General features: G+C 46.8%; 11 protein-coding genes. 10 read left to right on the forward strand and 1 reads right to left on the reverse strand.

The genetic code is table 11. The features are described 5' to 3' along the window. Positions 1-26: 26 nt before the first annotated feature. Genes mmgD through prpB form a run of 3 tightly spaced genes read left to right on the forward strand, consistent with a single transcriptional unit; the run spans position 27 to position 3,501 of the window. Positions 27-1,139 (forward strand): citrate synthase, encoded by a 1,113-nt coding sequence (gene mmgD / locus AAGG74_RS02815; protein WP_429674470.1) that lies wholly within the window; start codon positions 27-29, stop codon positions 1,137-1,139. A 21-nt stretch (positions 1,140-1,160) separates the two neighbouring features. After that, on the forward strand, positions 1,161-2,579 hold the full coding sequence (locus AAGG74_RS02820; RefSeq protein ID WP_429675228.1) for a bifunctional 2-methylcitrate dehydratase/aconitate hydratase: 1,419 nt from the start codon (positions 1,161-1,163) through the stop codon (positions 2,577-2,579). 16 nt (positions 2,580-2,595) lie between these two features. Further along, positions 2,596-3,501, forward strand: a complete 906-nt coding sequence (gene prpB / locus AAGG74_RS02825; RefSeq protein ID WP_429674471.1) for a methylisocitrate lyase — start codon at positions 2,596-2,598, stop codon at positions 3,499-3,501. A 37-nt stretch (positions 3,502-3,538) separates the two neighbouring features. Here prpB and AAGG74_RS02830 read toward each other — a convergent pair whose 3' ends face one another. After that, the gene (locus AAGG74_RS02830) at positions 3,539-3,775 is read right to left on the reverse strand and encodes a DUF2627 domain-containing protein (protein WP_162102485.1); all 237 of its coding nucleotides are present in this window, start codon (positions 3,773-3,775) and stop codon (positions 3,539-3,541) included. A gap of 152 nt (positions 3,776-3,927) precedes the next feature. Between AAGG74_RS02830 and AAGG74_RS02835 the strand changes: the two genes are divergently transcribed. The 7 genes from AAGG74_RS02835 to bfmBAB all read left to right on the forward strand — a co-directional run bounded on the left by AAGG74_RS02835 (position 3,928) and on the right by bfmBAB (position 12,699). Continuing rightward, a complete protein-coding gene (locus tag AAGG74_RS02835; RefSeq protein ID WP_429674472.1) occupies positions 3,928-6,003 on the forward strand; it encodes a sigma 54-interacting transcriptional regulator in 2,076 nt (691 codons plus the stop codon). Between the two features lie 124 nt (positions 6,004-6,127). Beyond that, the gene (gene yqiS / locus AAGG74_RS02840) at positions 6,128-7,027 is read left to right on the forward strand and encodes a phosphate butyryltransferase (protein WP_225493762.1); all 900 of its coding nucleotides are present in this window, start codon (positions 6,128-6,130) and stop codon (positions 7,025-7,027) included. Between the two features lie 11 nt (positions 7,028-7,038). Beyond that, a complete protein-coding gene (gene bcd, locus AAGG74_RS02845; protein ID WP_429674473.1) occupies positions 7,039-8,133 on the forward strand; it encodes a branched-chain amino acid dehydrogenase in 1,095 nt (364 codons plus the stop codon). Positions 8,134-8,151: 18 nt separating this feature from the next. Continuing rightward, positions 8,152-9,243 (forward strand): butyrate kinase, encoded by a 1,092-nt coding sequence (buk, locus tag AAGG74_RS02850; protein WP_429674474.1) that lies wholly within the window; start codon positions 8,152-8,154, stop codon positions 9,241-9,243. A 21-nt stretch (positions 9,244-9,264) separates the two neighbouring features. Next, on the forward strand, positions 9,265-10,689 hold the full coding sequence (gene lpdA, locus AAGG74_RS02855) for a dihydrolipoyl dehydrogenase (protein ID WP_429674475.1): 1,425 nt from the start codon (positions 9,265-9,267) through the stop codon (positions 10,687-10,689). A 21-nt stretch (positions 10,690-10,710) separates the two neighbouring features. Then, the gene (gene bfmBAA / locus AAGG74_RS02860) at positions 10,711-11,703 is read left to right on the forward strand and encodes a 3-methyl-2-oxobutanoate dehydrogenase subunit alpha (RefSeq protein ID WP_162102491.1); all 993 of its coding nucleotides are present in this window, start codon (positions 10,711-10,713) and stop codon (positions 11,701-11,703) included. Positions 11,704-11,715: 12 nt separating this feature from the next. Beyond that, positions 11,716-12,699: a 3-methyl-2-oxobutanoate dehydrogenase subunit beta gene (gene bfmBAB, locus AAGG74_RS02865; protein ID WP_162102492.1), complete on the forward strand. Its 984-nt coding sequence runs from the start codon at positions 11,716-11,718 to the stop codon at positions 12,697-12,699. Positions 12,700-12,707 lie beyond the last annotated feature (8 nt).

Genomic DNA, 12,707 nt, shown 5'->3' on the forward strand with positions numbered 1-12,707 from the left:
AAAAAAGCAAAACGGAGGTTGAGGATATGAAGGAGAAACAGCATTATGCTCCTGGTTTGGACGGTGTGATTGCGGCAGAAACATGTATTTCTTATCTTGACACCCAGTCCAGCCAGATTTTAATACGAGGCCATGATTTAATAGATCTTTCTAAAACAAAAAGCTACCTCGAGCTTGTCCATTTATTGCTGGAGAGCAGGCTTCCGGAAGAAAGTGAAACGGGAACGCTAAAAATAAGCAGCACATCACAACTGCCGTCTGATATTGTACGTCTGCTTGAGCTGCTCCCTGAGCACACTCATCCAATGGATAGCCTGCGTACCGGCCTGTCAGCACTTGCAGGCTATGATCGGCAAATAGATGATCGATCTTCTTCCGCGAACAAAGAACGCGCCTATCAGCTTCTCGGGAAAATGCCTGCCCTCACCGCTGCCAGCTACAGAATCATTAATAAGAAAGAATTGATTTTTCCACTTCACACTCTATCCTACAGCGCGAATTTTCTTTACATGATGACAGGGAAAATACCATCCTCACTGGAAGAACGGATTTTTGACCGATCACTCGTCCTGTACAGTGAGCATGAGATGCCGAATTCAACCTTTGCGGCAAGGGTCATCGCGTCTACCCATTCAGATCTATACGGCGCTTTAACAGGAGCTGTTGCCTCACTGAAAGGGGATCTTCACGGAGGAGCAAACGAAGCTGTGATGTATATGCTTTTAGAGGCGAAAACAACGTCCGGTTTTGAACAGCTTCTGCAAACAAAACTGAACAGAAAAGAAAAAATTATGGGATTCGGCCACCGGGTGTATATGAAAAAAATGGACCCGAGAGCACTCATGATGAAAGGAGCGCTCAAGCAATTATGCGATAAAACCGGTGACCATCGTTTATACGAGATGTGTGAAGCAGGCGAGCGGCTGATGGAGAAGGAAAAAGGGCTTTACCCGAATTTGGATTACTACGCTGCCCCTGTGTATTGGATGCTCGGCATACCGATTCCATTGTATACACCCGTCTTTTTCAGCGCGAGAACAGCCGGTTTATGCGCTCATGTAATCGAACAGCATGCCAATAACCGTCTTTTCCGACCGCGTGTCAGCTATAAGGGCCCGCGCCATCAGGACGAATTCTAAATGATGAAAGGAACTGGTAGAATGCTGAAAACAGATCATGTCATAGAAGAAATCACAGACTATGTGCTTGAGAAAGAGATTACAAGTTCTGAGGCGTTTACAACAGCGGGGTATGTATTGCTGGATACGCTGGGCTGCGGAATTTTGGCGCTCCGGTATCCTGAATGCACAAAGCTGCTCGGTCCGATTGTTTCGGGAACGATTGTCCCAAATGGGAGCAAAGTGCCGGGAACGTCATATGTTCTAGATCCGATGAGGGCGGCGTTTAATATCGGCTGCATGATCCGCTGGCTCGATTACAATGATACGTGGCTGGCGGCGGAGTGGGGGCATCCGTCCGATAATCTGGGAGGGATTCTTGCCGCTGCCGACTATGTATCAAGGGTAAGACTATCTGAAGGAAAAGAGCCCTTAATAATACGTGACGTACTTGAGATGATGATCAAAGCACATGAGATTCAAGGTGTGCTGGCGTTAGAAAACAGTTTGAATCGGGTTGGCCTTGATCATGTCCTGTTTGTCAAAGTTGCGACAGCTGCTGTTGCAGCCAAGCTTTTGGGCGGCGGGAGAAAAGAAATAAAAAATGCGCTTTCGAATGCATGGATTGACAATGCTCCCCTAAGAACATACCGCCATTCACCAAATACAGGCTCGCGTAAATCATGGGCGGCAGGGGACGCAACGAGCAGAGGTGTTCATTTGGCGCTGCTGGCGTTAAAGGGGGAAATGGGTTATCCGACAGCATTGAGCGCACCGGGATGGGGGTTCCAAGACGTTTTATTCAATAAGAAAGAGATCAAACTCGCCCGCCCGCTCGATACGTATGTTATGGAACATGTGTTATTTAAAGTGTCTTATCCTGCGGAATTTCACGCCCAGACAGCGGCGGAGTGCGCGGTCATCCTTCACCCGCAGGTAAAGAATCGGATTAATGAGATTGACCGTGTTCTTATCAGAACGCATGAATCCGCTATCCGAATCATTGATAAAAAAGGGCCGCTCCATAATCCGGCCGACCGTGATCACTGCCTCCAATACATCACAGCAATCGGTTTGATTTTTGGTGATATCACGGCGGAGCATTATGAGGCTGAAACAGCGATTGATCCAAGGATAGATAAGCTTCGGGATAAAATGGAAGTGACTGAACATAAAACATTTACCGAGGATTACCTGAAACCCGACAAGCGTTCCATTTCAAATGCTGTTCAAGTTTATTTTAAAGACGGAACAAGCACGGAAATGGTGAAATGTGAATTTCCGCTTGGCCATCGTTTTCGAAGAGACGAGGCAGTGCCGAAATTGCTGGATAAGTTTTCTGCCAATCTCAAAACCCATTTCTCTGATAAACAGCAAAAATACATTTATGAGAGTTGTACCAATGATGAGACATTGCAAACGATGCGTGTGAATGAATTTGTAGATATGTTTTGCATGTAAAAGGAGGGTTGATGTCATGTCTTGGATCGTCAATAAGCAATCGTCACAAGAGGAGCTTGCCGGGTGTTTTCGCAAGCTGATGTCAGCTCCGGACATTTTGCAAATTCCCGGGGCTCATGACGGAATGGCAGCCTTGCTTGCAAAAGAGGCTGGTTTTTCTGCTGTTTATTTGTCTGGTGCGGCATATACAGCCAGCAGAGGGCTTCCTGATTTAGGGATCATCACGTCGTCAGAGATGGCTGGCCGGGCCAAAGATCTAGTGCGTGCAGCTGACCTGCCTCTGCTTGTTGATATCGATACCGGGTTTGGCGGTGTGTTAAACGCCGCCCGAACCGCCCGTGAGATGCTGGAAGCAAGAGTGGCCGCCGTTCAAATAGAAGATCAGCAGCTTCCGAAAAAATGCGGACATTTAAATGGAAAACAACTTGTTTTGATAAAGGAAATGGCGCAAAAAATAAAAGCGATCAAACAAGCGGCACCCTCTCTTGTTGTCGTCGCCCGTACAGACGCCAGGGCACAGGAAGGGCTTAATGCCGCAATAAAACGGTCTGAGGCTTATATTGAGGCTGGAGCAGATGCGATTTTCCCCGAAGCGCTTCAGACGGAGAATGAATTCCGTCAGTTTGCTGAGCGCATCTCTGTTCCTCTCCTTGCAAATATGACCGAGTTTGGGAAAACACCGTATTATCGTGCTGATGAATTCGAAGATATGGGATTTCACATGGTTATTTATCCTGTCACATCTCTTCGGGCGGCGGCAAAAGCTTATGAACGGATGTTTGCTTTGATAAAGGGACGCGGCTCACAAAAAGAAGGGCTGCAAGATATGCAGACACGAAAAGAACTGTACGATACAATTTCTTATCATGACTATGAAGCGTTAGATAACACGATAGCTAAGAGCGTTTTGCCAGACGAATAGGTAAAAAAGCCGGAGTATTCTCCGGCTTTTTTTGCGGCTATCGTTTTCTGAATCGCTGGCTGACTTGGTTGCGTTTTCTGTCTCTGAATAAAACGAACCCGGCCAGTACATAAAGGCCGAACGTAAAAAAGATAAATCCTGACAAACCTTGGAGCCAAAGAGCTGCAAATGGCTTTATTGTATGGCCGAAAAGCGTATCTCTCATCAGCTTAATGCCTATAGCAGAAATGGCCCCGGGGATGACTAATATCAAAAGCGCAAATAGTCGGCTCATCATCAGAAAACCCCTTTATCTTTTCATTTCCTTTATTGTCCAGTGGAAAAAATATTTTGTCAAGAGAAGAAAACGTGGTAACATAGGGTTGTGCAAATTATTGCAACGGAATAATTAGGTGTGCAAATTTTTTCATAAAAAGGGGTAGCGGGATGCAAAAGGTACTGATGGTAGGTGCCGGAAAAAGGGGAACGGCGTTATTACATATTCTAATCAAAACAGCCATCATAGAGATCATTGCCATTGTTGACAAAGACCCCAAGGCGCCGGGATTAGAAGAAGCAAAACAGTATGGGATTGCCGTTTCATCTGATTGGAAACCTTACATACAACAAAAACCGGATATCATCATCCATACGACCGGCGATCAAGCTGTGTTTGACGAACTCCTTCAAAAAAAGCATGAAGAGACTATTGTTATGCCAGGGAAATTGGCGTACATCGTTTTTCAGCTGATGGAAGAAAAGCAGCACCTGATTCAAATACTGAAAGAGCAAACATATAAACATGACCGAATTTTCAATTCTGCCCATGACGGGATGATCTTTATTGATATCAATGAAGAAATCATTCTCTTTAATTCTATGGCCGAAAAAATGGTCGGGAAAAAACGCGAGGAAGTCATCGGACGTCCGATAAAAGAAGTCATTCCGAGCACAAAGCTGCCGCGAATTTTAAAAACGAGAGAGCCTGAATACAACCAAAAGCAGCTTTTGGGCGAGAATCAAATCGTGACAACCAGACTGCCGATCATAGATGAAAGCTGCCGTTTGCTTGGTGCCCTCTGTGTATTCAAGGATATTACGGATGCCGTTGAACTGGCGGAGGAAGTGACGAATCTCAAACAGGTGCGTACAATGCTGGAGGCGATTATTCAATCCTCAGATGAGGCGATTTCTGTCGTTGATGAAAACGGCACAGGTCTCTTGATCAATAAAGCATATACGAAAATGACAGGTCTTTCTGAAAAAGAAGTCATCGGCAAGCCCGCAAACGCTGATATAACCGAAGGTGAAAGCATGCATTTAAAGGTGCTTGAAACAAGACGCCCAGTCCGCGGTGTCAGAATGAAGGTAGGCCCGAATGAAAAAGAGGTTATTGTCAATGTAGCGCCGGTGATCGTAGACGGGATTTTAAAAGGCAGCGTCGGTGTGATTCACGACGTGTCCGAAATTAAAATGCTGACCGTGGAGCTAAATCGCGCCAGACAAATCATTCGCACACTTGAAGCGAAATACACTTTCGATGACATTATCGGCAAAAGCGAGCAAATGCTGGTGGCGCTTGAGCAGGCAAAGCTCGGGGCGAAAACGCCGGCAACGATTTTGCTGCGCGGTGAATCAGGAACAGGAAAAGAGCTGTTCGCCCATGCCATCCATAACGAAAGCGATCGGAAATACAATAAGTTTATACGCGTGAATTGTGCAGCCCTTTCTGAAAATCTGCTGGAATCGGAATTGTTCGGCTATGAGGATGGTGCGTTTTCAGGAGCGAAGCGAGGCGGTAAAAAGGGCTTGTTCGAAGAAGCCAATAACGGCAGTATTTTCTTAGATGAAATCGGAGAACTGACACACAATATGCAGGCAAAATTGCTCCGCGTTCTTCAAGAGAAGGAAATTGTCAGAGTGGGCGGATCGAAAGCGGTCCCTGTCAATGTCAGAGTGATCGCGGCGACAAATGTAAATATCGAAAAGGCGATGGCGGATGGAACGTTCCGCGAAGACCTGTATTATCGTATCAACCGTTATCCGATCTCCATCCCGCCTTTGCGGCAGCGGCTGGAAGACATTGAAGCGCTGAGCATCAGGCTTATCCAAAAGATTAACCAGGATTACGGCAGAAACGTAAAGGGACTCTCGCCGCAAGCCTTGCGTGCCTTATCTGCTTATCATTGGCCTGGGAATGTCCGTGAGCTGGAAAATGTTCTTGGACGAGCCATGATTTTTCTGAATCCGCATACGGAATGGATAGAAAAAGATCACCTGCCTGTATTCGAAGTTGAACAAAAAGAAACTGCCGCAGAGCAAAGGCCCGGATTTGATTTCCCGGCTATTGAAGGAGAAAAGCTGTCTGTCGCAGTGGAAAAATTCGAAGCGCATTTGATCCAGAAAACGCTCGAACAGCATCATTTTAACCGGACAAAAACGGCAAAAGCCCTGGGTGTCAGCATTCGAAACTTATATTACAAAATGGATAAATACGGCCTTGCAAATGAAGGCATGCAATAAATTGCAGAATGAGCGCAAACCTCTGCACGACTTTCTCAATCAACCCGTTATAACAGCATGACGAGGAGCTGGCATGGAACTTGCATAATAAAAAGCGGAGTCGAAACAAGAAAGGTGGTAAAAGATGAAGCTGAAAAATATGATCGGTAAAGCGTCGATGTACAAAAACAAGACCATTGCGGTTGCCCATGCTGAGGATGAGGAAGTGATCCGGGCTGTAAAGCTGGCATCCGAGCACCTATCAGCCCGTTTTTTGTTAACCGGCGACAGTGAAAGGTTGAACAATCTGACATCATCTATGCAAGGGCATCAAGTAGAGATCATTCATGCTGATACACCAGAGGAATCGGCAACACTAGCGGTTCGTGCTGTACATCACAAAACAGCGGACGTTTTAATGAAAGGGAATGTGCCGACTTCTGTTTTGCTAAAAGCGGTGTTAAACAGACAAGAGGGACTTCGGTCATCCAGTATCCTTTCCCACGTGGCGGTGTTCGATATACCGGACTTTGACAGATTGATGTTTGTGACAGATTCGGCAATGAATATCGCCCCCTCGCTGGAAGAGCTTCGGCAGATTTTGCAAAATGCTGTTCATGTCGCCCATGCTGTAGGGAACAATATGCCAAAAGCAGCTGCTCTGGCAGCGATCGAAACGGTGAATCCGAAAATGGAAGCGACAGTAAATGCAGCTGCTCTTGCCCAAATGTATAAAAGAGGCCAAATCAAAGGCTGTATTGTTGATGGCCCGCTTGCTTTGGATAATGCAGTATCACAAATTGCTGCAGCCCAGAAAAAGATGTCAGGAGACGTAGCGGGCAGTGCAGATATTCTTCTCGTCCCAACAATTGAGGCTGGCAATATTTTATATAAATCACTGATTTATTTTGCGAAGGCCAGCGTGGCGGCTGTCATTACAGGAGCTAAAGCGCCGATTGCCTTAACGAGCAGAGCGGACTCCGCTGAAAATAAACTGTATTCTATTGCGCTGGCGATCTGCGCATCTGAAAAACACACATATTAGGAGGAACGAACATGGAACTTTTTAAATATATGGAGAAATACGATTACGAACAATTGGTATTCTGCCAAGATGAACAATCAGGCTTAAAAGCGATCATCGCCATTCATGATACAACGCTCGGCCCGGCGCTTGGCGGAACAAGAATGTGGACATATGAAAATGAAGAAGCGGCGATTGAAGATGCGCTCAGACTGGCTAAAGGCATGACCTATAAAAACGCGGCAGCAGGCTTAAACCTTGGCGGCGGAAAAACAGTTATTATCGGTGATCCGCGCAAAGACAAAAATGAAGAACTGTTCCGCGCGTTCGGCCGCTATATTCAAGGGCTGAACGGCAGATACATTACAGCTGAAGATGTGGGTACAACGGTTGAGGATATGGATATCATTCATGATGAAACAGACTATGTCACAGGAATTTCCCCCGCTTTCGGTTCTTCTGGAAATCCGTCCCCGGTTACAGCATACGGGGTGTACAGAGGAATGAAAGCAGCTGCAAAAGCTGCATTCGGAACCGATTCTCTTGAAGGGAAAACCATCGCTGTGCAGGGTGTAGGGAACGTTGCCTATAATCTATGCCGCCATCTGCATGAAGAAGGAGCAAACTTAATCGTTACGGATATCAACAAACAATCAGTAATGCGTGCGGTTGAGGATTTTGGCGCCCGTGCGGTTGATCCGGAAGAGATCTATTCGCAAGACTGCGATATATATGCGCCATGTGCCCTTGGTGCAACAATCAACGACGACACCATAAACCAGCTGAAGGCAAAAGTCATTGCGGGTGCGGCTAATAACCAATTAAAAGAAACACGTCATGGCGATCAAATTCACGAAATGGGCATCGTTTACGCGCCGGATTATGTCATTAACGCAGGCGGCGTCATCAACGTGGCAGATGAGCTGAATGGTTATAATGCAGAACGTGCATTGAAGAAAGTCGAAGGCATTTACAGCAATATTGAGCGTGTGCTTGATATTTCTCAGCGTGACAGCATTCCGACATATTTAGCGGCTGACCGCTTGGCAGAGGAACGGATTGAACGCATGCGCCGCTCAAGAAGCCAGTTTTTGCAAAACGGCCACAGTGTATTAAGCAGACGCTAAGAAATTGAACTGGAGGTTATGGAAGTGCTATATGACGAAAAGCGCGTTCTCACAATTAATCCAGGCTCAACTTCAACGAAAATCGGTGTTTTTCATAACGAACGGAGCATTTTTGAAAAAACATTGAGACACGACATTGAAGAGCTACAGCAATTTGACCAAATTATTGATCAGTATGAATTTCGAAAACACCATATTCTCGAAACGCTTCATGAACAGGGAATCAATATCTCAAAGTTTGATGCAGTCTGTGCCAGAGGCGGCCTTATCCGGCCGATTGAAGGCGGAACTTACGAAGTGAACGATGAGATGATTGAGGACTTGAAAAGCGGCTATGCCGGCCAGCATGCTTCTAACCTCGGCGGCATTATCGCGCGGGAAATCGCTGACGGCCTGAATATCCCTTCATATATCGTCGATCCTGTCGTCGTAGATGAAATGTCAGAGCTCGCAAAAATCTCAGGTATGCCTGAGATTGAACGGAAAAGCATTTTCCATGCGTTAAACCAAAAAGCTGTCGCCCGTAAGGCGGCAGCCTCTCTCGGCAAACGATACGAGAATACGAAAATGATTGTGACCCATATGGGCGGCGGCATTACGATTGGCGTCCATGACCGCGGGCGGGTGGTCGATGTGAATAACGGACTTCACGGAGAAGGGCCATTCAGTCCTGAGCGTGCAGGAACAGTGCCTGCAGGAGACCTTGTCGATTTATGTTTTTCAGGACAGTATGAAAGAGAAGAAATGGTGAAAAAATTGGTGGGCACAGGCGGGCTTTTCGGTTATCTCGGTACGAATGACGCAGAAAAAGTGGCACAAATGATTCAGGGGGGCGATGAAAAAGCCCGTTTCATATTTGATGCCATGGCATATCAAATAGCAAAGGAAATCGGGGCAGCCAGTGCTGTTTTAAAAGGTGAAGTGGAAGCGATTGTGCTGACGGGAGGACTTGCGTATGGCAAAAGCTTTGTTTCTAATATCAGATCATACATAGATTGGATTTCAGATGTTTTCGTCTATCCGGGAGAAAATGAATTGCAGTCTCTGGCTCAAGGAGCACTCAGGGTATTGCTGGGCGAAGAGCAATCTAAACAATATCGTATTGAATAGACAGACGAGGAGTGAGTCACCATGGCAACTGAGTATGATGTAGTCATTCTGGGCGGCGGTACCGGCGGTTATGTTGCGGCCATCAGAGCCGCTCAGCTCGGCTTAAAAACAGCCGTTGTAGAAAAGGAAAATCTCGGAGGAACATGTCTGCATAAAGGCTGTATTCCGAGTAAAGCGCTGCTTAGAAGCGCAGAGGTATACCGGACAGCTCGTGAAGCCGGTCAATTCGGAGTGGAAACGGCTGGTGTATCCCTCAACTTTGAAAAAGTGCAGCAGCGTAAGCAAGCCGTTGTTGATAAGCTTGCGGCCGGTGTGAGTCATTTAATGAAAAAAGGAAAAATCGACGTGTATTCCGGCTATGGCCGTATACTCGGGCCATCTATCTTCTCTCCGCTGCCGGGGACAATTTCTGTGGAGCGGGGAAATGGCGAAGAAAATGACATGCTGATCCCGAAACAAGTCATCATTGCAACAGGGTCAAGGCCAAAAATGCTTCCGGGTCTTGAAGCGGACGGCAAACATGTATTGACTTCAGATGAGGCTCTTCAAATGGAAAAGCTGCCAAAATCGATCATCATTGTCGGCGGAGGCGTTATCGGTATCGAATGGGCGTCTATGCTTCATGATTTTGGCGTGAAGGTAACGGTTATTGAATATGCGAACCGCATCTTACCAACTGAGGATCAGGACATTTCTAAAGAAATGGAAAGTCTTCTGACGAAAAAAGGCATCCAGTTCGTTACAGGGGCAAAAGTGCTGCCTGACTCAGTCACAAAAACGTCAGAGGACATCAGCATACTAGCGGAAAAAGACGGAGAAACCATTACTTTCTCTGCTGAAAAAATGCTCGTTTCCATCGGGCGACAGGCAAATATCGAAGGAATCGGCATCGAAAACACCGATATTGTTACTGAAAACGGTGTTATTTCAGTCAATGAAAGCTGCCAAACGAAGGAATCTCATATTTATGCAATCGGAGATGTAATCGGGGGTCTTCAGTTAGCCCACGTTGCCTCACATGAAGGAATCATGGCCGTTGAGCACTTTGCAGGCCTCAATCCGCATCCTCTTGATCCAGCGCTTGTACCGAAGTGCATCTACTCAAGCCCTGAAGCTGCCAGTGTCGGCTTAACAGAAGATGAGGCAAAGGAGAAAGGCCATAATGTCAAAATCGGCAAGTTCCCGTTTATGGCCATTGGAAAAGCGCTTGTATACGGAGAAAGCGACGGGTTTGTAAAAATCGTGGCTGATCGTGATACCGATGATATCCTTGGCGTGCATATGATCGGCCCGCATGTCACCGACATGATTTCAGAAGCAGGCCTTGCCAAAGTGTTGGACGCGACACCGTGGGAGATCGGGCAAACGATTCATCCGCACCCAACGCTTTCAGAAGCGATTGGAGAAGCAGCGCTCGCCGCAGACGGCAAAGCCATTCATTTTTAAAAGCATAAAGGAGGGGCTTGAATGAGTACAAACCGACATCAAGCACTAGGGCTGACTGATCAGGAAGCCGTTGATATGTATAAAACCATGCTGTTAGCAAGAAAAATCGATGAGAGAATGTGGCTGTTAAACCGCTCAGGTAAAATCCCGTTCGTAATCTCTTGTCAAGGACAGGAAGCAGCGCAGGTAGGGGCTGCCTTTGCTCTTGACCGTGAGATGGATTATGTACTTCCGTATTACAGAGACTTAGGTGTCGTGCTGGCATTTGGCATGACAGCAAAGGATTTAATGATGTCTGGGTTTGCTAAAGCAGCAGATCCGAATTCAGGGGGCCGCCAGATGCCGGGACATTTCGGTCAAAAGGAAAACCGGATCGTGACAGGATCATCTCCGGTCACTACGCAAGTGCCGCACGCAGTCGGCATCGCGCTGGCGGGGCGTATGGAGAAAAAGGATATTGCTGCTTTTGTCACATTTGGAGAAGGGTCTTCTAACCAAGGGGATTTCCATGAAGGAGCAAACTTTGCCGCTGTCCATAAGCTGCCGGTCATTTTCATGTGTGAAAACAACAAATACGCAATTTCAGTGCCTTACGATAAGCAAGTCGCATGTGAGAACATTTCCGACCGTGCCGTAGGCTATGGAATGCCTGGCGTAACCGTAAATGGAAATGACCCGCTGGAAGTGTATCAAGCGGTCAAAGAAGCGCGTGAACGAGCGCGCAGCGGTGAAGGCCCGACATTAATTGAAACCATTTCTTATCGCCTTACACCGCATTCCAGCGATGACGATGACAGCAGCTACAGAGGCCGTGAGGAAGTAGAGGAAGCAAAAAAAAGCGATCCCCTGCTTACTTATCAAGCGTACTTAAAAGAAATAGGCCTGCTGTCTGATGAGACAGAACAAACCATGCTGGATGAAATCATGGCAATCGTAAATGAAGCGACGGATGAAGCGGAGAACGCCCCTTATGCAGCTCCTGAGTCAGCGCTTGATTATGTGTATGCGAAGTAGGGAGGAAGAACAATGTCAGTAATGTCATATATTGATGCAATCAATTTGGCGATGAAAGAAGAAATGGAACGAGATCCTCGCGTTTTCGTCCTTGGGGAAGATGTAGGAAGAAAAGGCGGTGTATTTAAAGCCACAGCCGGACTATACGAACAATTCGGAGAAGAGCGAGTGTTGGATACGCCGCTTGCCGAATCAGCGATCGCTGGAGTCGGTATCGGAGCTGCTATGTACGGTATGAGGCCGATTGCCGAAATGCAGTTTGCTGATTTTATTATGCCGGCGGTCAACCAGATTATTTCCGAGGCTGCTAAAATCCGCTACCGCAGCAACAATGACTGGAGCTGTCCGATTGTCGTTAGAGCGCCATATGGGGGAGGCGTACATGGAGCCCTTTATCATTCTCAGTCAGTCGAAGCGATTTTTGCTAATCAGCCCGGACTGAAAATTGTGATGCCTTCAACGCCATATGAAGCGAAAGGACTCTTAAAGGCCGCAGTTCGTGACGAAGATCCGGTTCTGTTTTTTGAGCACAAACGCGCGTACCGTCTGATAAAAGGAGAGGTCCCGGCTGATGATTATGTTCTGCCGATCGGCAAGGCTGATGTAAAGCGGGAAGGCGAAGATATCACAGTGATCACATACGGTTTGTGTGTCCACTTCGCATTACAGGCTGCAGAGCGTCTCGAAAAAGATGGCATCTCTGTACATATAGTGGATTTAAGAACGGTTTATCCGCTCGATAAAGAAGCAATCATCGAAGCCGCGTCCAAAACCGGTAAGGTCCTTTTAGTCACAGAGGATACAAAAGAAGGAAGCATCATGAGCGAGGTAGCCGCCATTATATCCGAGCATTGTCTGTTCGATTTAGACGCGCCGATCAAACGGCTTGCAGGTCCTGATATTCCGGCTATGTCTTATGCGCCGACAATGGAAAAATACTTTATGGTCAACCCTGATAAAGTGGAAGCGGCGATGAGAGAATTAGCGGAGTTTTAAAGACGTAA

It is taken from the genome of Bacillus mexicanus (assembly GCF_050445615.1).
GTDB lineage: Bacteria > Bacillota > Bacilli > Bacillales > Bacillaceae > Bacillus > Bacillus mexicanus.